This is a genomic window from Flavobacterium gossypii (assembly GCF_014138495.1).
In the GTDB taxonomy this organism is placed as follows: Bacteria; Bacteroidota; Bacteroidia; order Flavobacteriales; family Flavobacteriaceae; genus Flavobacterium; species Flavobacterium endophyticum.
Window position 1 is genome coordinate 403,478 of record NZ_JACJIS010000001.1, and the last position, 26,956, is coordinate 430,433.

Below are 26,956 nucleotides of genomic sequence, written 5' to 3' on the forward strand. Positions count from 1 at the left end.
GAAATGGATTGTGTTCGGCTAAAAAGTTTTGCCTTCTCTATTTCTTGCACGTTCTATATCTTCTAGCGTGGCGCATTTGGTGTTGACCCTGACCTCATCGATTAAAAAAGGCAGGTGTATGCATTCTACTTCTGAAAGGTCTTCATTCAGATAATCTTCTACATCTTTCAGGTCGTAAAACCAATACTTGTCAAACTGTACTTTTTTTATGGAAGCGTCTTTCAGCAGGATTTCTTCTTTTAGTTTTTTGATCATGGTGAGGCTAAAATTCTTGTACTACAAAGTACGGGATTTGAAATAGAGAATCCCCTACTCCATAAGTGTTTTAACAAAAAAAGGCTCTCGGAAATACATCCTGAAAGCCTTTTTGTTATTTCTTTAATAGTTTACGACGTCAAAAAATAATCAATGAGCAACTTGCTGCCTTCTTTCCATCGTATCCAGCCCGACTTCAGACTGCCGCCGCCAACATCGTCGCAATGCGGACCTGTGAAGATCTGGATCCAGTCGCCTTTCATGGTCTTGACCTGAAAGCATTCGTCTCCATCAAATTGGATTTCTTTGGCTTCATCGTTGGGCTGTGTCTTGATTTCTTGCGGAAAATCATTTCGGGAAATCATAAACATTTCTTTCAAGAACCCTTCCCAAGTATTGAGGTCGGTTGTTTTGGTTTTCCTGAGCCAATATGATTCTCCTGTTTCGTTGTTTACAATTATTTCGACCCAAAATCGTTCTTCCGACTTGCATCTAAAAATCAGCTGATTGTCTTCTATAGCAAATATCTCGGGTTTTAGCCATTTTTCATGGTTTTCGAAATCTTTCAGGTCGAGGCTTTCTGTATTTTCATCGTTAAAGAACTCGAGAATGTGCTTGGGTTCTTTGTCATAAGGGTCTGCGTATAGTTTCAGTACCGTCTGTCCGTTCAATTTTACAGATACGATTCCGATTCCGATATCCGCTTGTGCCATAGCATTAAGCGATATCAAGAGAACAATTGCTTGTAGAAATTTCATTATGTGGGTTTACTTGTTTTAATAGCGTATAGAAAGAACGTTTTAAAAATCTTTTTATTTTGTCTTTTAAATTACTGTCTCTTATATTATTGTGCTACAGTGCCATTGGCTTTAAAAATTTTTGAAAAGAACAAAGCATGATACGGCAGTGCATTCTCCCAATATTCCCAAGTGTGGGCGCCAGGGCGTTCGGTATACTCATGAGACACTTTGCCGTAGACAAGCCTTCTGTGCAATTCTCTGTTGGGTCCGATCAAGAAATCATCTACGCCGCAATCAATAATCAGCGGCAGGGCGTTTGCCTTCATCTTGTCAACCATATTCAGCACGGCATGGGCTGCATATACTTCTTGGGGCGCTCCTTCCGGCCCGAAAACAGGCTCCATCAGTTTGTCTATTCTTTCTGGCGCGTCTACGCCCATGTTTTTCATGGTTCCCATATCGACGGCGCCGCTCATGCTTCCGGCTGCGGCATATAGGTCAGGGTGTTTTGTCGCTAAATACAAAGCGCCGTGTCCGCCCATAGAAAGGCCCGTGATGACACGTCCCTTTTTCTCATGGATCGTCCTATAGGTCTGGTCGATTTTCTGGACGACTTCTTTGGTGATGTAAGTTTCAAACTGGCTTCCTTTGTTTACGGGACTGTCGAGATAAAAGCTAAACGTCTCGCCTTCTGGCATCACGATAATGATATCGTATTGATCGGCCAGGTCTTTGACCGTCATTTTATTCGGCGTGCTTTTCAGCCAGTCCCTAAAATGTCCGTAGGCTCCGTGGAGAAGGTACATCACCGGATATTTCGTTTTGCTTTTTGAATACGAGTTCGGCAAGACTACCGCCGCGTTGTAGGTTTTTCCCATAGCGGTGCTTGGAATGGCTAGCGTATCTACTTTGGCTGCTTGCGAAGCGAGGCCAGACAGCAGGAAGAAAACAACTAAGAGTAGCTTTATATTTTTCATAAGCGAATATATTGATTCAAATTAACGATTTAATTTCAACATCTTGAAGAGAACGTTGCGGTGTTTATAGCTCTTCCTTTTTTTTCATGGTCCGTACGTGCTCCAGATAGGTCCTTATGTTTTGCTCGAGTTCTATCGGATAGGGATAGCCGAGCTTTTTCGCCATCTCGATTCCTAATTCTGAGCCGATATCGGCATAGGCAAACAGGGCACGCCAGTTGTCTTCTATGTCGCTGCCAGAAAATGTGGCTTCAATTTTTTTCCATAGGACTGGCGGCAGGTATTTTTTAAACAGCCTTCCTTTTTTATTGGTCGAGACTTTCCAATCGTGCTCCAGTCCGATGTGCCATTCGATTATTGTGGTGAAGTACTGCGTCCGCATGTTATCTTCAGACATGAACTTGGCGTAGAACAGGTCGCCGCGCCAAAGGCATTTGGCTACGTAGGTCATGTCCCACCAGAAATCATTAAACAGCGTTGCAAATTCCTGCTCCGTAGGTTTGTGGATCATTACGGCTTCATAAGTAGGCGGCTTCATGTTTTTTGTAAGGCGGTCTTTGTCTAATAACACGACATAACCTACATCCCAATCTTCTTGGAGTTCGTCTGCTTCGACATCTTCTAAAAACTTTTCTACAGAATAGATCTTGAAGTCTACCTTGGTATAGTTTTCATAAAAGACCATCCGCATGGCGTGCCTGCCTTCAAAGGCCTCTTCGTTTTCGACAATCATGGCTATCTTTTTGCCGAAGTTTTCAACCCAAGTATCGTCTGATAAAAACTGCTGGATGTCGCTTACGACAAACTCAATGTCCAAATCGCTGAACGGGTCTACTGGCGCATAGGGATTCACGAGCGAACTGGTCAAAAGTACCGCCCTGATAGCCTCACTGGAGGCCGCCCAGTCTACAATTTCCATCAATTGGATTTCTCGCTTGTTTTCCATTGCCGGTTATAAGGTATCTAGGGTGCGTTTTGTCAGTTCGCTGTTTTCTGCATCGCCTGTATTCAGCGTGGTTGCGGGCTCAAAAAGCAAGACAGAGACTTCTTGCGGTGCTACCGGCCGATGCTCTACGCCTCGCGGCACGATCAGGAATTCGTTTTCTTTCAATTCTACAGTTTTGTCGCGAAATTCCATCTGGAACTGGCCGCTGAGAACCATGAACATCTCGTCTTCGTTATCGTGCTTGTGCCAGACAAATTCTCCTTGAAACTTGACCAGCTTGACGTGCTGTCCGTTCAGCTCTCCGACAATTCTTGGATTCCAATAATCGTTGAATAAGGAAAGTTTTTGTGTTATGTTTACTTTTTCCATTTCGTTACCGTGACTTGTTATTGTGTCTTATTCTAAAACCATCCTGAATCCGTAAACGGCCAGTTCCCCTTGCATAAAATCGAGGTCTTCTGATCTTTTGAATCCCATGCGTTCATACATTTTCCAGGCGGTCTGCATGGCCATTGTCGTATGGATGATGATCTGCCTGTTGCCTTCTTCTCTGGCTTTATTGATACAGGCTTCGGTCAGCAATTTGCCGATGCCTTTGCCTCTTGCGGAAGGACTTACGGCCAAAAGCCTGAATCCTGAAGTGTGTTTTTCCTGCGTGGCGGTTCCTCCGGAACCATAGTACTGCATATCGCCAAAATAAACCACGCCACCTTCAATAGTTCCTGAAGGAGAAACGGCTGTCAAAAGCGTTCCACTGGGCTTGTCGGCAAATTCGCCAACGGCAGCCAGCTTTTTATAGTAGTCGGGCTGTTCTGACGGTTTTGGAAAACCTTCGAGCTGCGAATAGGTTGCTACCATCAGCTTTCCGATTTCTTCAAATTCGGAAGGCCGTGCTTTTCGTACGATGTATTCTTTGCTTTCCATACTTGCTCTAGCAGCGTTTTCTTGCTGAACACGAAGTTATAAAAAATAAAGCTCGATTGGGCGGTTTACTTACTTCTGTTCTTGCTTGTGGATCTGGTGCAGTATAAAATCTTTCCTTTCTGCAACAGTGCCTTCTGGTACTTCAATGATTTTGTAGCCGTAGGCTTCATAGGTCTTTTTCATCTGTTCAAAGGTGGCTTCGGCCTCGTTCCAGTCTTGCTTTCTTTCGCTGTCGGTTTCATAAATGGCTTTCCAGGGCGGGAAGATAAAAACGGTAGAACTGTAGCGATAGGTTGCGGCTATTTCTTGCATCTCGGGCGTTGGATCTTTGCCTATGATAGCCGCATAACAAAAAGCATCTAAAATACCTCGATCAAAAAACAGAGGCGACAGACTAGCCGCAGCTGCCGCATCTTTATAGCTTTCTACAGAAGCCAGCAGCATCAGTTCCATATAACGTTCCTTGTTTTTCCATGGGAGCGCCTCTCCTGCTGTGGCTATCTGTTCTTTGATGATCGCGCGTGCGGTTTCGGGCACGGTACTGTAGCCGCTTTTTTGGAGCTCCTCTAAAACGGCGGTCTTGCCTACCCCCGGTCCGCCCGTAAGAATGTAAAAATGTTCGTTTTGGAATTTCATATCAATCTGTATTGTCTTTTTGATACTGCTTTCAAAGTTAGGAAAAAGCGGCTTTTTGCCGCGGCAAAGGTTTCTTGGTTTTCTTTATTCTTCAAACAGGCGCAGCATGTGGTCGATGGCTCCTTCTGAATGCAGGGCATCGGTCTGTTCGAGAGTCATCTTTGCGGTCTGCGAGGCCCTGCTGCGCATCTGTTTTTCGTAGTGTGCGATGGCAGTGGTCATGTCTGCATATTCTGGCGACGTGAGGCATTCGCTAAGTTCTAAAGCATCCAGCATGGCCATGTTCACGCCTTCTCCTGCATAGGGCGGCATAAGGTGCGCGGCATCGCCAAGCAAGGTCATATCGGCACGGGCCTCCCAAGTCTGGTCGAGCGGCATGCAATATTGCGGCCTTGGAACAAAAGAGGTCCCTTTGGCCGTTACTAACTCTTGCCAGAGCGCATCCCAATCTGAAAATTCTTTTTGAAACCAGGCGGCTACCGATTGGCTGTCCTTAAAGTCGATACCGCTGTCACGTACCCAAGATTCGTCTGTCCAGCATCCGGTATAGAAAGCCAGGCTGCCGTCGCCTTTGGAACTGACGATTAAGGATTTGCTGTCGCCAAACGCAAAGACCTTGCCTCCTTTGACGAGCTCATAGATACGGGGCGCGTTCTCTTCGGCTTCGTACAGCGTCCCTTCTACGACAGTGATGCCGGAATAGAACGGCTTGATGGACGTGAGATAGGGACGTATTTTTGAATTGGCGCCGTCGGCTCCGATAACCAGGTCGGCCGTTGCTGTCGTACCGTCTTGAAAGAACAGCGTCCAGCCCCTTTCTTCTTGCTGTAGCGACAGTATGTGGCTGTTCCATACGACCGTTTCGGGCTCTAATGAATCGAGCAGGATGTCGCGCAGCGGCCCGCGGTCGATCTCGGGACGGAAGTGTTCGTGGCCAAAGTCGGTGCGGCTGTCTTCTTCTTCGTGCTGGTCGTAAGCGATGTGCGCGTGCTTGTCGGCAATACGCATCTTGTCGGCTCCCGGTCGGTAGCTTTGCTTAAAGGCATCCATAAGGCCTGCTTCTTTAAGGGCTTTGAGTCCTGAGTCGTCATGCAGGTCGAGCGTGGCTCCTTGTACTCTTACAAACCGTCCGGCGTCTCTTTCGTATACTTTTACGTTGGCGCCCTTGCGCTGCAAAAGCCTGGCGAGCGTGAGTCCTCCGGGACCGCCGCCTACGATGGCTATCTTTTTGTCTTGTAGTACCATAATGTTGAAAATTTAAGTTTTATAGGGCAAAACTATTGCTTCTTCAACAGTGAAAATTGTATAAATCGGTCGTTTTTGTTTTGGGATAAAGCTTTGGGAGGCACACCGGAAAACTTCTTGACGTCGCGTATGAAATGGGCCTGGTCGGCAAAGTCTTGTTCGGGGAACAGCTTGCCTTCTTTGAGGTGGTCAAAAGAGGCCCTGAACCGTAGTATGTCGCAATAGGTCTTGAGCGGAAGGCCGAACTGGCTGCTGAAATAGCGGTTGATCTGCCGGCTGCTCCATCCGGCTGTTTCGGAGAGTTCTTTTACCGTCATACTACCGTTAGAAGCGTAGATCTGTTCAAAAAGCCGCAACTTCCTGCTGTCGGGACTGGTCTGTATCAGGCTTTGTATCTTCTGGGTTATCTTATGGCAGAAAGAATCAAAATCGGAAAGGTCGTCTTTTGTGATGTCCCAAAAATCGGCAGGCAGAATACATCCGTTATTCAGCAGCGAAGAAACGCTGTTTTCTAGCAGGTATTCTACTGCAAGCAGGCGAAGGCTGACGGCAAGCATGATCCGTCCGGGTTCCAATTTGGTATACGAAGGTTCGGTATCGAGTCCGCGAAGGTTGCTTTCGAAAGGGTCTGAATCGGAATAGGAAAACAATATATCGATCCTTCCATCGGGCAGCACGATGATACTTTTGGGCTCGGACGAGGTGCTATGAAGCATCCAGAAGCTTTCGACATAGTGGGCTATCGAGGGATCGGGCTTGGCAATCTTGTATAGTAGCGGGCTTTCCATTCTTTACTGTATGCTGGCAGTACTATGGCTTCTTGGCCTCACTGCCCTACGAAATTACTAAAAAAAGTCGCCTGCGCAAAGCATCATTACTTCTTGCCGCGCCGAAGCTGATATTTATCATCTTTTAGACGAACAGGTTTGCCCATCTTTGCTATTCTTTTAAATTGTATTACATGACCACTACTTCTTCTATCCATACCTTCCATATTCCTGTCATGGGGCTTTCGTTTACGATCGACAGTCCGATACGGGTCGCACAGTACGGAATTTCTTCTGTCGTTTCTATAGTCGATGATGAGCTTATCGAAAAGATGAGCGCGTTTTACAGCCAGAAATTTAGCCTGCCGTATCAGGAGATTACCAAAAAATTTCATGATTATCGTGCGGAACGCATCAAAAGCTACCTCAACTTGATGGACCGTATCGTTGGCGAGAAATTTGAGGCTTTTAAACTGGAGCTTTCGGAAAGCCGGCTGGCCCTCGACCGTTTTCTCGGCATGCTGCCGAACCAATCGGACTTTAAAAAGGGACTGCTCGAACTGCTCGAGAACGGCAACCAATTGGGACAGAGCGTACGCGACTTTCTGGAGCGGCATTTCTCGCCGGGGGCTATCGACGTGAACATCATGACGAAAGTCGACAGGGATACTTATGACAAAAATGAACTGCTACCGCCTGCCTTTAGCGATGCCCATACGGCCCTGCGGGGCTTTGCGATGAGCCGGCTGCAATCGTCGGTCGTATTTTCTGCGGGCATGAATCCGCGGCTCTACAGCTATCTGGAAAGCTTCGGCTGTTTTTTTCCGGATGCGGAGGGACGGCTCGAGAAAAAAATCGTCTTGAAGGTGAGCGATTACCGATCTGCCTTGATACAGGGAAATTTTTTGGCCAAGAAAGGCTTATGGGTATCAGAATACCGTATCGAATCAGGACTGAACTGCGGCGGGCATGCGTTTGCTACGGAAGGATTGCTGCTGGGCCCGATACTGGAGGAGTTTCGGCTGAAACGCAATGAGCTGGCGGCAGGAGCGCACGCGCTGTTGTCGAAAGCCTTGGAACAGAAAGGGCTTCCGGTTCCGGCACGGCCGCTGCCGTTAAAGATTACGGTGCAAGGAGGCGTGGGTACGGCGGCTGAGCATGATTTTTTACGGCAGCAGTACGGGGCCGATGCCGTGGGATGGGGCTCTCCTTTCTTGCTGGTGCCCGAGGCCACCTCTGTTGATGGTGAAACCCGAAAGCTGCTGGCTGCCGCCGGCGAAAAGGATTTGTACTTGAGTCACATTTCGCCGTTGGGCGTGCCTTTTAATACGGTACGGGGCACGACGAACGAGCGGCTGAAACAGCACCGCATCGATTTAGGACGTCCGGGGAGTTCGTGTCCAAAGAAATACCTTGCGCTGGATAAGACGCTTGACGAGAAGGGGCTTTGTACGGCATCACGCAAGTATCAGGAGCATCAGCTGGCCTTAGTAGAGCATGAGAAAGAGGGGCTTAGTGCCGAAGCGTATGAAAAGAAACGGTCTGATATTACGGAAAAAGCCTGCCTGTGCGTGGGGCTTGCCAATGCGTCGTATCTGGAGCAGGGCATCACGGTAAAGGGCGAAGCGCAGGGCGTTGTGGTCTGCCCGGGACCTAATATGGCGTATTTTGACCGAGAGGTGTCGCTGTATGATATGGTGCGCCATATTTACGGCAACGGTTCGGTAATGGATTTTCCGGACCGTCCGAATCTGTTTGTAAAAGAGGCGCGGCTGTATATCGATTACTTAAAAAAGGAGGTGCTGCAAAATGGCGCGGCAGCTACGGCAGGACAGCTAAAGAAATGGGCTGCGTTTCAGAAGAACTTGCTTGGGGGGATTGCGTATTATAAGGAATTGTTCGAGTCGGTTCCTGTGGTTTTGGGAACGGATGCTGATCCATGGAGCGTGTTACAGGAGGAGATTGAGAGAATTACTATAGAAAATAATACGCCTGTTCTTCCATCGGTTGGCTAGAGCACTACCCTATACTATTATACAAGAAGACCTTTCTTTTGAAAGGCCTTCTTACTAGCGAATCTGCTTATTTGGAGAGTGTCATATCAAGGTTGTTGATCTGCCCTCTTTTGATTTGGAATGGCCTGGAGCTAAACGGCTGGTACTCTCTGGCCTTGGCTGTCACAATGATCATTCCGTAAGGAATGCTTTTCATCTGGTAGTGTCCGTTGTCATCTGTAACAGCGGTAAAGGCCGTGCCGTTCAGGGCTAGTACGGCATCGGGTATGGGTTTTCCTTGCGTATCGACAATCTTGCCCTTGAGCTGTGTGGAGGTTGAGGAAAGATTAATAATCACGCGGTTGGCTTTGTAGGCCAATACAAAATCGGGATAGTTCTTCTTAAAGCCTACAACGGTCTTGTCGAGGTGCTCTTTTAAAAGGAGGGCGTTCTTCGCAAATAGGTTTTTGATGTTCTCGCGTACTGCTTTTTTGATAGCCGCCGCATTCTTGGGATTCGGCACCTTCTGCTCATAGTCGTCTATCATGGCTTCTAAGGTATCGAGCGCAGACTGGTTGATTCCGTAGTGTGCCAGCCCCGACAGGTGTTCTTTTCCGATATCGCTAATGTTGCGGATACGCGAGCCTACTTGTCCATCCTTAGTGCGGAATAGGTCTGAAAATGAAAAACTAACTTTTTCCTTGAGTTCATTGTTGCCTGATTTGACAGCATAGGCAGAAATCGGCAGGGCGATGTCTATGGCCATCATGGCCAGTGCTTTTTTGGCTTCCACCTTGTCGGTCGTGATTCCTTTGGTGACCAGGTCTTCTTGCTGGAATGCTGCTACTATGGCTGCATTGTTGGCCTTGAGTAAAAGAAACGATTCTTGAAAGGCGGGTACTGTGGCGATAATTACAGCGTTGCTGTCTCCATGGGCTTCTACGGCCCTGCTCATTCGCAGGCGTGCTTCTTGTGTCTTGTTCATCGTGAGCTGATTTTATGGTTTATACTTTTCCAAATTTAACGAATTTTGTTATATAATATTGTATTTTATGATAATTTATATCAATTATCACAATTATTGATATAAATTATTGATTGTTATATTTAATTGAAAAGGTTGTAAAGTCGATTGTAGAGTGATTAAAGTGCGTTGTACACACTCTTAAGGCAATTGCTGAACTTGTAAAGACGATTGCATGCTCTAAAAGCGTATTGCACAGGATACAGAGTCGATTGCAGCACCTAATAAGCTACTTGTAGCGATAAAAAAGTGGATTTTTAAAGGTAAAAGATGGATTGCATGCTTTTATAAGTGAATTGCATGAAACAAAAAATAGATTGTAGCGATTTAAAAGTCGATTGCACCGCTATGAATTACTGTTGTTTGTTGCTTTTTGGCTATAGCAGCCTCATATTCTGCGATGGTACTCTTCTTGGCTTTATTTAATTTTGTGCCTGCCTTAATTTAACGTTCTTTTTGGGTACTGCCGAACTATTAATGACTAGCTTTACAATAAACACATCCAGATGCAAGCTATATCCCACATTCTTACCCTGAGTTTTTCTAAGTGCAAGGTCCTGATAGAGGAAAAAGATATCAGGCAGTTTTTGACCGAGAGAATCGAGAGCGGAGAGGAACTGCCACGGTATTTTGGAAAAGAACTGGACGGGAGCATCGAATGCAACGAAGGGGAATTTCTTTCGGAGCTCCAGAAGTCAGGCCATATCCATTTTTACTTTAACGGCGAAAAAACGGCCAGCATCAACTATAAGGTCGGTGATGAAGACGTGTTTGAATTGGTATTGTCTGCGCTTTCAGAAAACACGATACAGCAGATTGGGATTGATGATAAGGGCGTAAGCCTTTATATTGATTAGGTCATACCGAAAAAAGAAAGGTATCTTTATTAAAATCTGCACTGTCGAACTGAAACGAGATGTCTACGATGGACTTGATAATCTTCTTAAGTCCTTCAAAGTCTTTTGGCTTTTTGACAAAGATATTTGCCCGATTATTAAACGCCAGTTCTTGATTGCTTTCTGTAGTGGAATTGGAATAGATGGCAATTGTCAAATCTTTAAGAGTATTGTGGGAACGGATTTCTTTAAGGCAGTCGATACCGCTCATTGCCGGAAAATGGATTTCTAAAAAAATAATATTCGGCAATTGTATATCGGTATCGTTCAGATGCTCCATCACGTCTTCGCAGCTATGAAAACACAAGAGCTTTAGGTTGCGGTCGATTTCTTCGACCGCTTTGCGGAAATTACGGCATTCTTCTATATCTTCATCCACCAAAACTATATTCGTAATAGCATACTCCTTCATTGACCTTCGATATTAATAATGTAATTTATACGTTTTTCGTAAAGGTAGTCAAAAAGCAGCCAAAAGATTTTTTTTGGCTTTTATTTAGGGTATTGTTGGCTTTGGCTTTAATTTATAAAGCTTTCTTTGGTGATCTCTACTTTGAGATCCTTCTTACTAAACAGCATCTAGTGACTTCCGTTTTCTTCTTATCACATAACGTAATGTTTTTTGTTTATTCGCTAGAGCGTTGCTAGAAAAAGCAGATTATTTTGCTTTTTTCAAAGAAAAACTATAAAACGATATAAATTCTGCGTGAAATCGTATAATTTTTAGCTACCTAAATGGAAGTATTTTAAATGCCTGAAAAAAGACTCTCCTTTTATGATTAAAAATGATCGCTTAGACGAAGTGCATGAAAACGCCGGATGCTTGTCCAGAAATATATTGCTTTTTATTACTGCCGTAGCACTTGTGGTTATTCTTGCAGCTTGCTGTATGTATCATATTCATTGCGTGAGGGAGAAAGCACTACGGGAAATTATTATAAAGGAATAAGAAAGCCGTACCTCTGAAGCAATGTTTCAGAAGTACGGCTTTTTCCTTATTGCAATTGCTCGGCTACAAATTTTCTGCTGTAGTCTTTTATGAGCTCTCTTGTGTGCCTAAACTGTTCCTTAATTTCATCCTCCGTGCCTAGCGCTTTGGCAGGATCGGGGAAATTATGATGGAAACGCAATGCTTTGGTCGGGAAGAAAGGGCAGTTTTCTTTGGCATTGTCGCATACGGTGATGACAAAGTCAAAATCAATATCAAGGTATTCGTCGAGATTGTTTGAGGTATGGTACGCAATGTCGATACCGTCTTCTTGCATGATAGCAATGGCCTTAGGGTTTACGCCATGGGTTTCAACTCCGGCGCTAACGATAACGGCTTTATCGCCCGCGAAGTGCCTGAGATAGCCTTCTGCCATCTGGCTTCTGCAACTGTTGCCCGTGCAGAGCACTAAAATCTTTTTTGTTTTCATATATTCTTATACAAGCAGCCAGATCAGGTTGATGATGCAGAATTTAGGATCGAATCCGAAAATAAGCTGCAAGACGATAACCGATGTGGTGATAATTATTGGTTTTTTATATCGAATCCATTTTTCTTTCATGACTAGCAGCATCCTGAATTTGGCGCGCATCTGGAAGTGTCTGCCGTTGCTTGTAGTCCTGATAGCGCTACTTTTTGTTTTTGGGACGGAATGCCGCACGCTTCTTGCGCTAGGCACGCGGTTGTCTTGTTTTTTAGTACAAATGTTTTTCCGTTAAAGTCTAGATCGTATTTTCCGATCGTGCCCCTCTGGTATTCTACTTCTATTTCGGAATCTTCTATGCCTAGTTTTTCTTCGGACAGCTGGATGATGTGCAGCAGCTTGTTTGGCTTTAGCCGGTGTTCAAAATCATCTGCATTCCAGAGCTGGAAGCTTACGGCTTTTTCATGGCGGACGGTACCGCCGCAGTCGATAAAGTGTTTTTGGATGGTCCCTACTTCTGTAACGTGAAAGTGTTCGGGAACAAATGTCCCGTCTTCTAGCTGGAATTCGACATTTTCTAATGCCGGCAAAATTTGTTTTACGTCTGATAATTTCATGTGCTGTCTACTTTTAACGTATTAATCGTAATATTGCGATATATAAATCCAAAAAAAAGCCTAGCAGCATTCTTCTGTTTTGATGGTATCTGCAAAAAAATGGTTCAATTCTATTTTTATCTGTTTCCAGGCTTTTTCGTCTATGCAATAGCAAACGCTGGCGCCTTCAATATTCCCTTTTATTATCCCTATGTTCTTGAGTTCTTTTAGATGCTGGGAGATGGTGGCTTGGGCCAGTCCGAGTTCCTGCACCAAGTCGTTGCAGATACAGGCATCTTGCTTGATGATGTATTGCAGTATGGCAATGCGGGCCGGATGCGCCAAAGCTTTCAAGACTGTTGCCAGCCTGTTCTGCTCTTCATTAAAGATATCTTTTTTTGTAGCGCCCATGTTTTGTTTATTATATCGCAATATTACGATATATAATTTACGCCACCAAATTATTCGTGAAATAATTATGCTGCTTGGAAAAAAAATAAGAAAACACCAATGCCTACCATAACTATATTGCTTTTTTTACAACTATAGCACTCGTAATTTTCATTGTTGCCTGTTGGATCATACCATAGCATACTTTAAAGGAAGTTGAGGAATAAAAAATGTTGTTCTCTTAGGGGGAATTCAGACTTTTTTATGATACCATTCTTTTGGAATTCTTTTTTTTAAAAGATCAGCACTCCCTTTGTAATCAAAAAAATATCTATAAACATATTTTCCTCCATAAGTTTCTCTTCTTTTAACAACCTTATGATTTGCTAAAATAATTTCATCCATATTGTTGTCTTTAAAAAAATTGTCAAGCCATAATTTATCAGGAATGTGAAGATCTAAGAAAATACAATCAATAAATTCATTTTTCTCAAAGAAGGCTTTGAAATCAATTATACATTCCCTGAAAATTACATTAGAAAATTTATTTCTAATGAGTTGTGAATTGTCAAATATGCAAGAGATAGAGCCTCCGTTTATATTACAATTAATAAAAGAGAGATCTTCTATGTAATTAAAATTAAAATGTACATTATTAAATTCACAATCACTAAATGTTCGAGATAATGGAAAATCATAGCCAAAAACAATATCATTAAATTGGTAATCTGCATAATAATTATATGAGAATGATAATAAATATGAATTTAACTTAGTATTAGTATATATGTACAATCGAGAATCATTTGAATTATAAAAAAAAGTCCAAAAAAGTTCAAAAATACTAACTGATTTTTCAAAAGATGTTAAACTATTATTTCTACTTGAATATTCTAATAGAAAATCATTATGTAATAAACTAAAAAATATTTCTTTCGAATTATTAAAAATTTCTTGTTTTACAACATTATTTTCTCTGTAAATTATATCCTCTAAATTATTTTTAATTGTAAATACTAATTTTTTCTGGCCTATTATTTTGTTTATAAACTCAAAGTATTCATCTGCTGTTTTTGTAATAATGTCTCCATCAGAATCTTTTTGCAATAGCATTTTTTTATTTTCTTCCCACATATACTCGGCAGTTAAATATTCCCATAAAGAATTGTGAAAAAACTCAATTGCTGTTTCGGAACTCTGATTATTTTTCGATTCTTGAAAATAGAAACTTATCAATAGATATTTACTTATCTCATTGATTTTATCAGGTGTTATTTCTATTGAATCGTCAAAACATTTTTTTATAAATATTTTAGTTGCATCTAATTTTCTTAATTTATCTACTGAAATATGTAAATTGGGAGATTGATAAATTTCAAAAGCAATATTTCTTATATATTCGCGCAAATACCGTTCATATTTTTTAGGATTAGTCCTGACATCTGATTTTAAATAGCTTAATTGTCCATTTTCTTCCCAACTTCGTTTTGCTAACGATGAAAATATTTTGTCATATATGATTGAACGGGAATCATCTTTATCTATGTCAATATTAGACATTGCTATAAAATAAATTAAAACTGCTTGTTGTAATAATTCCTTGATATGTTCATAATTATAATCTGTCAAAATGGAGTCTATTTTTTCAACTAGTTTGTTATTTGGATAAAACGTTTTAAATCTTTCTGAATATTCTTTTATTTGATTGTCAGATAACACTTCTAATTGTATTACCAAGGAATTATCGAAACATGAATCGTTTACATTTAAATAATTTAAACGTGATGTTAAAATTATTTTCAATTTTTTGTTCTGAAAAGAAACTTTATTTAATCGTTCGTATAAAACCCTTAAATCATTATCATTTAGTCCTCCGCTCATATATGCTTCATCTAAACCATCTAGAATTAAGACACATTTATCTTCTCTAAAATCTATATTTTGACCAATAAAACTGTTTACAGTTTGTAAAGGATTATCTATGAAATCTCTTGCAACTAGTTCTCTAATCTTTATAAAATATAATGGTGATGATGGTAACCCAATAGAACTTTCTAAATAATCATATATTAATTTATAACAGAAAGATGTTTTTCCTTGACCTGGTTGTCCTAGCAAAAAAATCAAATTATATGTTTCTTTACAATCAGGATAAGTTACTCCTTTAAGAAAAAATTCATTAACAAATTTATGTAACGATAATGTATTGTCTAACGGTTCGTGGAAATCTTTATAGCTAGTTTGTTTGTGAATATTGTTTTTATGAAATTTGAAATATGGCTCAATATAAAGATCCTTTAATGTCTCTAAATTTTCTGGTAGCTTGGGTTGCAGTGGATTTGTAAACAACTTTATTAAGTTTTTATAATAATCTAACTGCTTATCCAATTGAATATTTTGCTTAAAAATTGGGTTATCAAAAAAATCTACAAGCTCTTTATAAATTTCTTTGTTTTCTTGGTATTCAATTTCAAGATTATTTCTAAAGCTTTTATAATATTTATAATTTAAGTCATCTTCTATTTTTATTCCCAATACATTTAAATATTTTTTAAAAACTAAAAATGTTTTTGTCAAATACTCTGGGTTATAATTAATTACATCTTCAAAAAATTCTTTAGTTATTTTTATTTCTTTTTCTAAGAGTTCTATAAGTTCTGTCTCAATTCCTTGAGTTATAGATAATAAATCCGAAGATTTATTTAATTCTAACTGTCCAAGTTCTTTTGACAAATCGAAATTGGTCTTTTTGATAGTTTTAAAAATTAAAAGAAACGCTTTCATTTCTTTTGTATTGTCTATAGTAATTATATCGGTTAAAACTGAGCCTAAATTAAAATCGAAAAGATTTCTTACTATTTCCTTAAACTCAACTTTCGAAGTATATTGGGATGATTTTAGATTTATTTGCATCTTAGTTAGTTTTATTGATATTGCTAATGTATATATTTTTAAATACTTTTCTTACAATAAAATAAAATTGTTATTTATAATTACTTATATCCCCTCGCCTGCAACAAAAACAACTCTGCATACCTTCCATTGAACGCAAGCAATTCTTCATGCGTTCCGATTTCAAGGAGCTGCCCTTTGTCTAACACCAGGATACGGTCGGCCAGGCGGGCTGTAGAAAAACGGTGCGAGATCAGCACGGCAGAACGTCCTTCGGTCATTTGGGCAAAACGCTGAAAGACTTCGTATTCGGCACGGGCATCGAGCGCGGCCGTCGGTTCGTCGAGAATGAGCACGGGTGCTTCTTTCATATAGATACGGGCCAAGGCTACTTTCTGCCATTCGCCTCCCGAGAGTTCTACTCCATTATTAAAACGCTTGCCGAGTGCCTGTTCGTACTGATTGGGCAGCTTGTCGGCTATGGCATCTGCCATGCTGCCTTGTGCTGCTTTTTTGATCAGCGCTTGGTTGCCAAGCTGGGTGATATCGCCTACGGCAATGTTGCTGGATAGGGTCATCTGGTAGCGAAGGTAGTCTTGAAAGATAACGCCGATATTGTGCTGCAGCTCTTTGGGGTCGTATTGTTTAAGGTCGATCCCGTCTAACAGGATGCGTCCTTCCGTCGGTTCGTAGAGGCGCGCGAGCAGCTTGACCAAAGTGGTCTTTCCGGCTCCGTTTTCGCCGACGAGCGCCAGCGTTTCGCCGGGATGCAGCGTGAAATTAAGATGGCGGTTGGCCCAGTTCTCGCTGTGGCGGTACTTGAAGCCGACATTCTCGAAGGTGAATCCTTCGCGAATCGGATTCGGGAACGGTATCGGATCCTTGGCAACAGCTATAGAGGGCTTGATCTCGAAAAAGTCAAGGAAGTCGTTGAGATAGATGGCGCCTTGCGAGATGACGGTGAAGCGCAACAGTATGCCTTCGGTAAAAGTTCGCAATTGGCGGAAGGAACCTGCCAGAAAAGTCAGGTCGCCCACCGTAAGGTGGCCCGTAATGGTGCGGGTAATGATATAAACGTAGGCGCCATAGTATCCGGTACTGCCGAGCATGGAAAAGAGCGTGCCCCAGAACGACCTGCGTTTGGCGAGCTTGCTATTGTCGTAATAGAACTGGTCTGAAAGCTTCTTGAAGCGGGCGATGACAAAATCGGCCAGATTGAATATCTTGATTTCTTTGGCCGTCTCGTCGCTGGCACCGAGGTAGCGGAGGTAATCGAGCTCGCGGCGCTCGGGGGTCTGGCTTCGGGTAAGGGAATAGTTCTGGCTGTTGAAATAGGATTCTCCGAGAAAGGACGGCAGTATGGTGATGATGAGCAATAGTATGAGCAGCGGACTGAAAGTAACGAGCCCTGCGATAAGGAAGACCATAGAGATAATGTCTTGCAGCTGCGACATGACCTGCGAGAGCAGCATGGTACGGCCGAGGGTCTGCTGGCGGGCACGCTCGAGCTTGTCGTAGTATTCTGAGTCTTCGGTTTGTTCTAAATCTAGGTCGGCGGCATGCCGCATGATCTTGACTGATGTATGGTTGGAAAAGGTATCTCCGAGCAGGCTGTCGAGGAGCGCAATGGTACGGCTCAGGGCGTCTGATGTGATGGCAAGGATAAACTCAAGGGCAACGAGTTCCCACAGGTAAGTGGTGTCGTGCGGCTGTGGGGTGGTGCTGAGCTGCACGACTTGATCTACGATGAGCTTGCCAACATAGAGCAGGGCTACGGGCATGGCGGAACGAAGGACGCGAAGGACGATGCTGAACAATGTCTTTTTGGGACTGCTCTGCCAGACGAGCTTGAAAAAGGCAGGAAGGTTGCTCAAGGCGCTTATCTTTTCTTTGAAGGTAGGCTTTTTGGGAGCTATGGGCGGCTGTGGTTTTTTCATGCCTTAAATTTACAAATTTTTGCAAGGCCAATGGCAGGCGCCGGACTTGGTTTTCTGTACTCTGAAACGATAACCACATTTGTTTGCAGCACAAAGGCTGTATTCTTTTGGTTAGCCGCATAAAAAAAGACCTCCGTAACGAAGGTCTTTCTGCATTCACTTGAATTATAAAAACAGGCCGCACTTGTAATTGGTTATTCTGGAATACCAAACAGGGCACAGATTTCTTCGTAGCTCTTATTTCTATAATTTACTTGCCGTGCCGCAGGAGTGCCGCCTGGGATAATTATATAGCGGATGGTCACCAAGGAGCTTATAGGTACCGCTGGGGTTCCTCCATCGTGACGGAACCTGAAAACTTTGAGATTGCCTAGAGCGGGATAGGCTGCAATTGTATTTTCAGTGCCTCCTGCGCGCGAAGTATGAGGCAAGGGAACGGTTTCTGTGCTAAACCGAAGGTAGGCCAATACGGCACCTGTTTCCAAGATGCCTGTCGTAATCTCAGGCGCAGCAAAATTATAGAGGAGTCCAGAAGTACCGTCTATGGTTGCGGGTGCTCCCGTTGGAACGGCAAGCCATTCGCTATAGATTACGTTTGCTGTTCCGGGCTCGCCATTGAGTCCGTCTTCACCATCTTTTCCATCATCAGAACAAGAAATAGCCAAGGCGGCAAAAATCATCACTACTAGTAAGTGGGTTGGTTTTAGGGTTGGTTTCATAACAATTAGGTTTTCATTTATACCACGAAACTAAGCAACCCATGGCAAGCCCAAAAGCTAAAATATACGAACGGCGTTTTTAATCTATGAACAGCAACTGTTTTGGATAGGAAACTAAAAAAAGACCTTCTTTGGAAGGTCTTTTTGTTTTTTATGAAGATGGCAAAGCCGATTACATATTTCTTCTGTACTGTCCGCCAACTTCAAATAGCGATGCGGTGATTTCGCCAAGAGAACATACTTTCGTGGCTTCCATCAATTGTGCAAAGATATTTTGGTTGTTGATGGCCGCATCTTGAATGATGGCGAGCTGTTCTTTCATGTTTTCGCCATAGGCCTTGTGCAGGTTTTCTAGCGTGTGGATCTGGAATTGTTTTTCTTCTTCGCTGGCACGGATAACTTCAGCCGGAATGACCGTTGGCGATCCTTTAGAGCTCAAGAAGGTGTTGACACCGATAATCGGGAATTCGCCTGTATGCTTCAACATTTCGTAGTACATACTTTCTTCTTGGATTTTAGAGCGTTGGTACATGGTTTCCATAGCACCTAATACGCCTCCTCTTTCGGTAATCCTGTCGAATTCTTGCAGTACGGCATCTTCTACCAAGTCGGTCAGTTCTTCGATGATGAACGAGCCTTGTATCGGGTTCTCGTTTTTGGCAAGTCCCAGCTCTTTGTTGATAATCAGCTGGATGGCCATGGCACGGCGTACGGATTCTTCTGTAGGCGTCGTGATGGCTTCATCGTAGGCATTGGTATGCAGCGAGTTGCAGTTGTCATAAATAGCATACAATGCCTGCAATGTTGTACGGATATCGTTGAAATCGATTTCCTGCGCATGCAGCGAACGGCCTGATGTCTGGATATGGTATTTCAGCATCTGGGCTCTTTCGTTAGCGCCGTATTTGTTCTTTAAGGCTTTAGCCCAAATCTTTCTGGCTACGCGTCCGATTACGGCATATTCTGGGTCGATTCCGTTCGAGAAGAAGAACGAAAGGTTCGGACCGAAGTCGTTGATGTCCATGCCGCGGCTTAGGTAGTATTCTACATAAGTGAATCCGTTGGCCAACGTGAACGCCAGCTGCGTGATTGGGTTAGCTCCTGCTTCTGCAATGTGGTATCCGGAGATTGAAACGGAATAGAAGTTGCGGACATTGTTGGTGATGAAGTACTCTTGTACGTCGCCCATCAATCGCAAGGCAAATTCGGTAGAGAAGATACAGGTGTTTTGTGCTTGGTCTTCTTTAAGGATATCGGCCTGAACGGTTCCGCGCACTTGCGAGAGCGTTCTGACCTTGATTTGCTCGTAGACGTCTTTCGGCAGTACTTGGTCACCCGTTACTCCTAAGAGCATAAGACCCAGTCCGTCGTTTCCTTCTGGAAGCGCACCGTTGTAACGCGGCCTTTCTATTTTTTTCTTTTTGTAGATTTCGTTGATCGTCGCTTCTACTTCGTCTTCGAGATTGTTTTCTTTGATGTAGATTTCACACTGCTGGTCGATAGCGGCATTCATAAAGAAGCCCAACAGCATCGGCGCCGGACCGTTGATGGTCATACTCACCGACGTAAGCGGATGCGCCAGGTTAAAGCCTGAATATAATTTCTTGGCATCGTCTAAACAGCAGATAGATACTCCGGCATTACCGATCTTTCCGTAAATGTCTGGTCGAAGGTGCGGATCGTTTCCGTATAAGGTCACGCTGTCAAAAGCGGTAGACAGCCTTTTGGCAGGAAGTCCGGCGCTCACATAGTGGAAACGCTTGTTGGTTCTTTCTGGCCCTCCTTCTCCGGCAAACATTCTTGACGGGTCTTCGCCTTCGCGCTTGAACGGATACAGCCCGGAAGTGAACGGGAATTCTCCCGGCACGTTTTCTTGCAGGCACCATCTGAGGATATCGCCCCAGGCTTCGTACTTTGGCAGGGCTACTTTTGGTATCTGCGAGTGCGACAGCGATTCGGTGTGCGTGGCGATCTTGATTTCTTTGTCACGTACTTTAAACGTATAGACTGGATTTTTGTATTTGTTTACTTTTTCGTCCCATGTCAAGATGATTTCCCAGTTGTACGGGTCAAGGTCCATCTTTACTTTGTCGAACTGGTTGAGCAACAGGTTCAAGAAGATGCGGGTCTCGTTTTGTTCTTCTAGAGCGCTTGGCAAAACAGAATCATCATTGATTCCGGCTTTGTTGATTTCTGGCGTCTTTCCGGAAACGGTCTCGATCGTCTTGAAAATTCCGTATAGTTTTTGGGCTACTTGCTGCTGTGTAAGCGCTGTAGCATCGTATTTACGGTTATTTTCGGCAATTTCTGAAAGGTAGCGCGTTCTGTGCGGCGGAATGACAAAGATTTTTTCGCTCATCTCGCGGGTAATTTCGAAAGTCGATTTTAGGTCGGCTTCGGTCTTTTCGTCAATCTTGTCCATGATGGCCTTGTAAAGCGTATTCATGCCCGGGTCATTGAACTGCGAAGCGATGGTTCCGAAAACCGGAAGGTCATCTGGATTGGCATCCCAAAGGTTATGGTTTCTTTGGAATTGTTTTTTGACATCGCGAAGCGCATCAAGCGAACCTCTTTTGTCGAATTTGTTGATTGCGACAAGGTCGGCAAAATCAAGCATGTCGATTTTTTCAAGCTGGGTTGCCGCTCCAAATTCTGGAGTCATTACGTATAATGACACATCGGAATGGTCCATGATTTCGGTATCCGATTGTCCGATACCTGAAGTTTCTAATATGATGATGTCGTATTTGGCGGCTTTTAAGACCTGAATGGCTTCGGCAACGTATTTAGACAATGCTAAATTGGACTGTCTTGTCGCCAACGAACGCATATAGACACGCGGGTTGTTGATGGCGTTCATACGAATCCTGTCGCCCAAAAGTGCTCCGCCTGTTTTACGTTTTGACGGATCTACAGAGATAAGACCGATTGTTTTTTCTGGGAAATCGATCAGGAATCTTCGCACCAATTCGTCTACTAAAGAAGATTTTCCAGCACCGCCTGTTCCGGTAATACCCAATACAGGAATCTTGCTGGTTTCGTTCTGCTTGTGGATCGTGTCTAAAGTTTCTTTTGCAATTTCCGGAAAGTTTTCTGCTGCGGAAATAACACGGGCAATTGCCGTAGGGTTCTTGTCTTCGAGGTGGCTGGCTTCGCCGTTCAGCTTGTCGCCGATAGGAAAGTCCGATTTCTGTACCAAGTCATTGATCATGCCTTGAAGGCCAAGCTCGCGCCCGTCGTCTGGAGCATAAATTCTGGTGATACCGTAGTCTTGGAGTTCTTTTATCTCGTCTGGCAGGATTACGCCGCCTCCGCCTCCGAAGATTTTGATGTGCCCTGCACCTTTTTGGTTGAGCAGGTCATACATGTATTTGAAATATTCGTTGTGTCCTCCTTGGTAAGATGTCATGGCAATGGCATTGGCATCTTCTTGGATGGCGGTATTTACTACTTCTTCAACGCTTCTATCGTGTCCTAAATGGATTACCTCGACTCCAGTCGACTGGATGATACGTCGCATTATGTTGATTGCAGCATCGTGTCCGTCAAAAAGAGCTGCAGCGGTTACAATTCTTACTTTATTTTTAGGAATATAAGGTTTTGCTTGTTCCATTTTAAAATATATGTCAATTTTAGGTGTGCAATTTACGAAATTCCTAAAAATCTGGAAGGATTTATTTGGTATTTTAATTTAAGGTTAAGACCCTGTCAGGGTTTAAAACCCTGACAGGGTCTTAACGAATAACATCGTATAAAAAACCCTCCTAGCGCTTGGACGCTAGAAGGGTCGGGGATAAAAACTCTAAATATTGTTTATGGACACAACATTTACAAAACTATTGGGTATTCTGTGGACTGCATTATTTCATCATCGCTGGGTCGATATCGACACCTAATCCTTGCGCTATTCCCATTCCTAGTCTAGGGTCGGCCCTAAACCAGTGGCATAGCTGGCGGTTGATGATTTCCATTCGCTTCGGCCCTTCGATTCCAGACATGGCTCCAACGACATTGCTGATTAGGTTCTGCTGCTGTTCTGGCACTAAAAGCCTGAATAGGTTGCCCGGCTGGGTATAGTGGTCGTTTTCGCCTTCGGCATTGCGGTCGTACCATGCAGCCACATTGCTTTCTAATGCCCATGCTGGTTCTTTATAGGATTGGTCTACTACAATATCGTCAAAGCTATTTGGGAAATAGTTCGGTGCGCTGCCTCCGTTTCCGTCAACACGCATCTGCCCGTCTCTTTGGTAGTTGTTTGTGGCAAACGGACATCTATTCACAGGAATCTGCTCGTAGTTGGCTCCCAGCCTATAGCGGTGCGCATCAGGATAGGACAGCAACCTTCCTTGCAGCATCTTATCTGGAGAATAGCCTATTCCATCTACGACATGTGCCGGAGCAAAAGCGGCCTGTTCTACATCTTGGAAATAGTTATCTGGATTTTTGTTGAGCTCGATAACACCTACATCAATCAGCGGATAGTCGCCGTGCGGCCAAACTTTGGTTAAGTCAAACGGATTGATGTGATACGTTCTTGATTCGGCTTCGGTCATTACCTGTATTTTCATGTCCCAACGCGGGAAGTTTCCTTTATCGATGTTTTCGATCAGGTCTCGCTGTGCAAAGTCCATGTCTTTTGATTTCATTTCGGCGGCTTCGGTATCGGTAAAGTTCTTGATGCCTTGTTTGGTCAGCATGTGGAATTTCACATAGAAGCGTTCGTTATCTTTATTGATAAAAGAAAAGGTGTGGCTTCCGAATCCGTGCATGTGGCGGTATCCGTAAGGCGTTCCTCTGTCAGACATGAGCGTCGTGACTTGATGAAGGCTTTCGGGATTTAACGACCAGAAGTCCCACATCATCGTAGGCGATTTCATATTGGTATACGGATCGCGTTTTTGGGTGTGGATAAAGTCGCCGAACTTTTTCGGGTCTTTGATGAAGAACACAGGCGTGTTATTTCCTACAAGGTCCCAGTTTCCGTCTTCGGTATAAAACTTCATGGCAAATCCTCTAGGATCTCTTTCGGTATCGGCCGATCCCCTTTCACCACCAACGGTAGAAAAACGCAGTAGCATTTTTGTTTCTTTACCAATGTGGGAGAAAATTTTTGCCTTGGTGTACTTCGTAATGTCGTGTGTTACGGTAAAGGTTCCGAAGGCTGCCGAGCCTTTGGCGTGCACTACTCTTTCTGGAATACGCTCCCGGTTGAAGTGCGCCATCTTTTCGTGCAGGATAAAATCCTGTAGCAAAAGTGGTCCTCTTGGCCCTACGGATTGTGAGTCTTCATTTTCTACATAAGGTTTTCCGGAGGCCGTGGTGAGTTTGTTGTGTTCTTTCATAATTTAGTTGATTTATTGATAAATGCTTTATTTCTAGTTTGTTTTCTCAAATTTAGGAAATTGATTATTATAAACAAAATTGATTGTTTTTATCTTTTAATAGCTTTACATTATAGTAGTAAACGGTATGATGTTTGATTATCTTTGAAATCGAAAATTTAATCTTATGAAAAGACTATTCCTTTTAGCGTTATTTGTTGTGCCAATCGCGAGCTTTGGACAATTAGACGGATTCATTAAAAAGGCATCTGACAAGGTGCAATCTAAAACTGAAAAACTACAATCTAAAACAAGTTCTAAAAGTTCTGGAGGTATTTTAGGCAGTACCGATATCAGTGCCGGCCTGAAAGAAGCGCTACAGAAAGGTATTACCGAGCAGGTGACCAAACTGACAGCCGTGGACGGATTTTATAAAAACGAAGCGGTAAAAATTCTTTTTCCTGCCGAATTGCAGAAAGTCGACAAGACTTTACGTTCTATGGGATTGTCGAGCCTAGCAGATGAGGGCATCAAAGTATTGAACCGCGCTGCTGAAGATGCCGTGAAGGAAGCTACTCCTATTTTTGTAAACGCTATTACGAGCATGAAATTTTCGGATGCTAAAAATATCTTATTAGGCAATGAAAATGCCGCAACGACTTATCTTGAAGGTACTACTTCTACAGAATTATATTCTAAGTTCAGTCCGGTGGTAAAGACTTCACTAAGCAATGTAGGAGCCGACAAGATCTGGGAAGGCATTATCAAAAAGTACAATACGATTCCTTTGGTAACAAAAGTAAATCCGGACCTGAATGATTATGTAACCGACAAAGCGATGGAAGGCGTCTTCAAGATGATTTCTGTAGAAGAGAAAAAAATCCGTACGGATATAGGCGCACGCACTTCGCCGCTATTAAAAAAGGTGTTTGCAATGCAGGATTAATTCCGTACCTTTTAAAAAATTAAGAACTATGAAAAAGATTATTTTTTTTGCTTCCTTTATTTCTCTTTTCGGCTGTGCCGAACTGCAGCAGGTTGCCAGCCAATACCCGCAATTGGGAACGGCTCTCGGAAATCCGGATATTGCGGCAGGACTCAAGGAAGCCTTGAATAACGGAATCACGAAAGAGGTTTCTAAATTGACCGCAACGGATGGCTTTTTTAAAAACCAGATGGTAAAGATCTTGCTTCCGGCAGAACTGCAGAAAGTAGATAAAACGTTACGCAACATAGGCTTATCAAGCCTAGCCGACGAAGGCTTAAAGGTGTTGAACCGTGCCGCCGAGGATGCCGTAAAAGAAGCCACTCCTATTTTTGTGAATGCGGTCAAGAACATGACATTTACTGATGCCAAGAATATCTTGTTGGGAGCTGATAATGCGGCTACGACCTATTTGCAGAATTCTACTTCTCAGGCACTGTATTCTAAATTCAGTCCGGTTGTTCAAAATTCTTTAGGAAAGGTTGGAGCTGATAAAGTGTGGAGCACCATCATCACAAAATACAATGCTGTTCCGATGACTGCCGATGTGAATCCTGACCTGACAGATTATGTTACCGACAAGGCTATGGAAGGTGTTTTTAAAATGATTGCCGTAGAAGAAAAAGACATACGCACGAACCTTTCTGCCAGGACGTCTGACTTGTTAAAAAGAGTGTTTGCAATGCAAGACAAGAAGAGTTAAAAAGGGCTCGTAAAAAATTAGTAATCAATAACATATAAATAACATTGCCTTAACATATATGCTCCGAAAAAAATTGGACATTTGCAAAGAGATTAATGGTTTTCTCATTTGGTTAGGGTTAGTTAGAAAAAAAATGCCAGTGCTTTTAGGAGCTCTGGCTTTTTTATTTGATGCTGTTTTTTTTATAAGGAATTCAAGAAATCGAGTAAGGCATTTCTTTTGGCTGCGGATAATTGCTTGAATTTTTCTTTTGCTTTTTGGGCTTCTCCGCCATGCCAGAGAATGGCTTCTGTCAAGTTTTTGGCTCTTCCGTCGTGTAAAAAAGTAGTGTGCCCGTTGACAAGTCCCGTGAGGCCAATTCCCCACAACGGACGTGTTTTCCATTCTCTTCCTGTGGCTAGGAAATCGGGCCTATCGTCTGCAAGGTCGTCGCCCATATCGTGCAAAAGCATATCGGAATAGGGATAAATAGTCTGATACGCCAAAGCCGAAATCGAGCTCGGTCCTGTCACTTGCTTCGGAATATGGCATTTGGAACATTCTAAGCTTTCAAACAGTCTTGCTCCTTGTTTTACGCTTTTACTATTGATATTTCTAGCTCCTGGAACAGCTAATGTCTTGCAGTATAAGACAACTTGATCTACGATAGCTTGCGGTATTTCGGGATCATCATCGCGTCCGTCCTGTCCGTTAGACTGATTGTGTCCTGTTTCGTTCGGAAAGACATAATTGGTAATTCCCATATCTTCTACATATGCAGCAGTGCATTGTACTAATAATGTACCTGTATTGGCTTTCCATCCGAATCTTCCCAAGACAGTCTGTCTCAAATAGGGATCCCATACATAGTTGGCTTTTCCTGAAATGCCGTCACCATTGGCATCATTGATATCTTGGTTTGCTAAAATATCTTGCTCAAGAATGGCTTCCAGAAGTCCCAAACCGAAAACCGGTGTCGCAATTCGAGGCGACAGCATGAGTCCGCCCGGAAGGTTTGTATAAGGATCGACCAGAGAAATGACCGGCTTCTGCAAAACAATTACAGTGCCGTCTGCCAATGTTTCTGTTTTTTCTATAAAAGCAGCCTGATAACGTGCTTCTGGCAGGAATCCAAAAACGGCTTGGTTCTGAATCTGCACGCCAAAACCAAGAACAGGATTCGGCCCGCCATGTTCGTCTTGTCCAAAAATACTGGCTCTCATTAGCAGTCCGCTCCTGCTGTTTAAGTTGGCTGGAAAATTAGGACGTCCGTCATTCGGATGGCACGAAATGCAGGAAGAATTATTAAAGATTGATCCCAATCCAGAGTTTACAAGCGCGGGAGCCGTGACAAAAACCGCTTCGAATTGCGTATCTCCCATAAGATGCATCTGCAAGTCAGCTGCCGAAAGGTTGGGTGCCGGTGTCCTGAATGCAATACTGGTGGCAGAGAATATGGTAGTCTCGCCTCCGGCATACATCCTTTCGGAAAGATCGATATCAATATACGACTCGTCATCATTTTTATCGCAGGAAAGCAGCGTGAGTCCTAAGCTTGCCAGTAAAAATCCTTTTCTGATCATTCTTTTTGTCTGATTTTTATAGAAATGCAAAAAGA

General features: G+C 43.2%; 25 protein-coding genes. 4 read left to right on the forward strand and 21 right to left on the reverse strand.

Annotated elements, in window-relative coordinates; translation table 11 throughout:
- Nucleotides 1-18: 18 nt before the first annotated feature.
- From GGR22_RS01930 to GGR22_RS01970, 9 genes are all read right to left on the reverse strand, one after another.
- Nucleotides 19-255, reverse strand: a complete 237-nt coding sequence (locus GGR22_RS01930; RefSeq protein WP_121374720.1) for a hypothetical protein — start codon at nucleotides 253-255, stop codon at nucleotides 19-21.
- 131 nt (nucleotides 256-386) lie between these two features.
- Complete coding sequence (locus tag GGR22_RS01935) at nucleotides 387-1,013, reverse strand: hypothetical protein (protein ID WP_121374721.1); 627 nt, start codon at nucleotides 1,011-1,013, stop codon at nucleotides 387-389.
- An 86-nt stretch (nucleotides 1,014-1,099) separates the two neighbouring features.
- On the reverse strand, nucleotides 1,100-1,972 hold the full coding sequence (locus GGR22_RS01940; RefSeq protein ID WP_182492345.1) for an alpha/beta hydrolase: 873 nt from the start codon (nucleotides 1,970-1,972) through the stop codon (nucleotides 1,100-1,102).
- A 64-nt stretch (nucleotides 1,973-2,036) separates the two neighbouring features.
- Nucleotides 2,037-2,918 (reverse strand): AadS family aminoglycoside 6-adenylyltransferase, encoded by an 882-nt coding sequence (locus tag GGR22_RS01945; protein ID WP_182492346.1) that lies wholly within the window; start codon nucleotides 2,916-2,918, stop codon nucleotides 2,037-2,039.
- Nucleotides 2,919-2,924: 6 nt separating this feature from the next.
- Nucleotides 2,925-3,287 carry a cupin domain-containing protein gene (locus GGR22_RS01950; RefSeq protein WP_182492347.1) on the reverse strand — a complete coding sequence of 121 codons (363 nt, stop codon included), beginning with the start codon at nucleotides 3,285-3,287 and terminating at the stop codon, nucleotides 2,925-2,927.
- Between the two features lie 27 nt (nucleotides 3,288-3,314).
- On the reverse strand, nucleotides 3,315-3,842 hold the full coding sequence (locus GGR22_RS01955) for a GNAT family N-acetyltransferase (RefSeq protein ID WP_182492348.1): 528 nt from the start codon (nucleotides 3,840-3,842) through the stop codon (nucleotides 3,315-3,317).
- Nucleotides 3,843-3,911: 69 nt separating this feature from the next.
- Nucleotides 3,912-4,478, reverse strand: coding sequence for an AAA family ATPase (locus GGR22_RS01960; RefSeq protein WP_182492349.1), 567 nt, complete (start codon nucleotides 4,476-4,478; stop codon nucleotides 3,912-3,914).
- An 84-nt stretch (nucleotides 4,479-4,562) separates the two neighbouring features.
- The gene (locus GGR22_RS01965) at nucleotides 4,563-5,723 is read right to left on the reverse strand and encodes an FAD-dependent oxidoreductase (protein WP_182492350.1); all 1,161 of its coding nucleotides are present in this window, start codon (nucleotides 5,721-5,723) and stop codon (nucleotides 4,563-4,565) included.
- A gap of 32 nt (nucleotides 5,724-5,755) precedes the next feature.
- Nucleotides 5,756-6,511 carry a helix-turn-helix domain-containing protein gene (locus GGR22_RS01970; RefSeq protein ID WP_182492351.1) on the reverse strand — a complete coding sequence of 252 codons (756 nt, stop codon included), beginning with the start codon at nucleotides 6,509-6,511 and terminating at the stop codon, nucleotides 5,756-5,758.
- A 173-nt stretch (nucleotides 6,512-6,684) separates the two neighbouring features.
- Here GGR22_RS01970 and GGR22_RS01975 point away from each other — a divergent pair, with 173 nt between their 5' ends.
- Nucleotides 6,685-8,505: a hypothetical protein gene (locus tag GGR22_RS01975; RefSeq protein ID WP_182492352.1), complete on the forward strand. Its 1,821-nt coding sequence runs from the start codon at nucleotides 6,685-6,687 to the stop codon at nucleotides 8,503-8,505.
- Nucleotides 8,506-8,572: 67 nt separating this feature from the next.
- Here GGR22_RS01975 and GGR22_RS01980 read toward each other — a convergent pair whose 3' ends face one another.
- A complete protein-coding gene (locus GGR22_RS01980) occupies nucleotides 8,573-9,469 on the reverse strand; it encodes a carboxypeptidase-like regulatory domain-containing protein (RefSeq protein ID WP_182492353.1) in 897 nt (298 codons plus the stop codon).
- Between the two features lie 545 nt (nucleotides 9,470-10,014).
- On the opposite strand from GGR22_RS01980, the gene GGR22_RS01985 reads away from it, so the two are divergent.
- On the forward strand, nucleotides 10,015-10,365 hold the full coding sequence (locus GGR22_RS01985; RefSeq protein WP_182492354.1) for a hypothetical protein: 351 nt from the start codon (nucleotides 10,015-10,017) through the stop codon (nucleotides 10,363-10,365).
- Nucleotide 10,366: 1 nt separating this feature from the next.
- Here the strand turns inward: GGR22_RS01985 and GGR22_RS01990 are convergent, their stop codons facing one another.
- The 10 genes from GGR22_RS01990 to GGR22_RS02035 all read right to left on the reverse strand — a co-directional run bounded on the left by GGR22_RS01990 (nucleotide 10,367) and on the right by GGR22_RS02035 (nucleotide 23,692).
- Nucleotides 10,367-10,816: a response regulator gene (locus tag GGR22_RS01990; protein ID WP_182492355.1), complete on the reverse strand. Its 450-nt coding sequence runs from the start codon at nucleotides 10,814-10,816 to the stop codon at nucleotides 10,367-10,369.
- Between the two features lie 583 nt (nucleotides 10,817-11,399).
- Nucleotides 11,400-11,822, reverse strand: coding sequence for an arsenate reductase ArsC (locus tag GGR22_RS01995; protein WP_182492356.1), 423 nt, complete (start codon nucleotides 11,820-11,822; stop codon nucleotides 11,400-11,402).
- 6 nt (nucleotides 11,823-11,828) lie between these two features.
- Nucleotides 11,829-11,984, reverse strand: a complete 156-nt coding sequence (locus GGR22_RS02000; RefSeq protein ID WP_170148727.1) for a hypothetical protein — start codon at nucleotides 11,982-11,984, stop codon at nucleotides 11,829-11,831.
- Complete coding sequence (locus tag GGR22_RS02005; protein WP_182492357.1) at nucleotides 11,957-12,433, reverse strand: DUF6428 family protein; 477 nt, start codon at nucleotides 12,431-12,433, stop codon at nucleotides 11,957-11,959. The genes GGR22_RS02000 and GGR22_RS02005 overlap by 28 nt, the downstream gene beginning before the upstream one ends.
- A 60-nt stretch (nucleotides 12,434-12,493) precedes the next feature.
- Entirely contained in the window at nucleotides 12,494-12,823 is a 330-nt protein-coding gene (locus GGR22_RS02010) for an ArsR/SmtB family transcription factor (protein WP_182492358.1), read from the reverse strand.
- Between the two features lie 231 nt (nucleotides 12,824-13,054).
- Entirely contained in the window at nucleotides 13,055-15,715 is a 2,661-nt protein-coding gene (locus GGR22_RS02015) for an NACHT domain-containing protein (RefSeq protein ID WP_182492359.1), read from the reverse strand.
- 80 nt (nucleotides 15,716-15,795) lie between these two features.
- A complete protein-coding gene (locus tag GGR22_RS02020; RefSeq protein ID WP_182492360.1) occupies nucleotides 15,796-17,631 on the reverse strand; it encodes an ABC transporter ATP-binding protein in 1,836 nt (611 codons plus the stop codon).
- A 194-nt stretch (nucleotides 17,632-17,825) separates the two neighbouring features.
- The gene (locus GGR22_RS02025; RefSeq protein WP_182492361.1) at nucleotides 17,826-18,350 is read right to left on the reverse strand and encodes a hypothetical protein; all 525 of its coding nucleotides are present in this window, start codon (nucleotides 18,348-18,350) and stop codon (nucleotides 17,826-17,828) included.
- A 172-nt stretch (nucleotides 18,351-18,522) separates the two neighbouring features.
- Nucleotides 18,523-21,963 (reverse strand): methylmalonyl-CoA mutase family protein, encoded by a 3,441-nt coding sequence (locus GGR22_RS02030; protein WP_121374739.1) that lies wholly within the window; start codon nucleotides 21,961-21,963, stop codon nucleotides 18,523-18,525.
- A 247-nt stretch (nucleotides 21,964-22,210) separates the two neighbouring features.
- Nucleotides 22,211-23,692 carry a catalase gene (locus GGR22_RS02035; RefSeq protein ID WP_182492362.1) on the reverse strand — a complete coding sequence of 494 codons (1,482 nt, stop codon included), beginning with the start codon at nucleotides 23,690-23,692 and terminating at the stop codon, nucleotides 22,211-22,213.
- A gap of 166 nt (nucleotides 23,693-23,858) precedes the next feature.
- On the opposite strand from GGR22_RS02035, the gene GGR22_RS02040 reads away from it, so the two are divergent.
- Both GGR22_RS02040 and GGR22_RS02045 read left to right on the forward strand, forming a co-directional pair.
- Nucleotides 23,859-24,617 carry a DUF4197 domain-containing protein gene (locus GGR22_RS02040; protein ID WP_182492363.1) on the forward strand — a complete coding sequence of 253 codons (759 nt, stop codon included), beginning with the start codon at nucleotides 23,859-23,861 and terminating at the stop codon, nucleotides 24,615-24,617.
- Between the two features lie 28 nt (nucleotides 24,618-24,645).
- A complete protein-coding gene (locus GGR22_RS02045; protein WP_182492364.1) occupies nucleotides 24,646-25,359 on the forward strand; it encodes a DUF4197 domain-containing protein in 714 nt (237 codons plus the stop codon).
- Between the two features lie 182 nt (nucleotides 25,360-25,541).
- Here the strand turns inward: GGR22_RS02045 and GGR22_RS02050 are convergent, their stop codons facing one another.
- A complete protein-coding gene (locus GGR22_RS02050) occupies nucleotides 25,542-26,921 on the reverse strand; it encodes a di-heme oxidoreductase family protein (RefSeq protein ID WP_182492365.1) in 1,380 nt (459 codons plus the stop codon).
- Nucleotides 26,922-26,956: the final 35 nt, after the last annotated feature.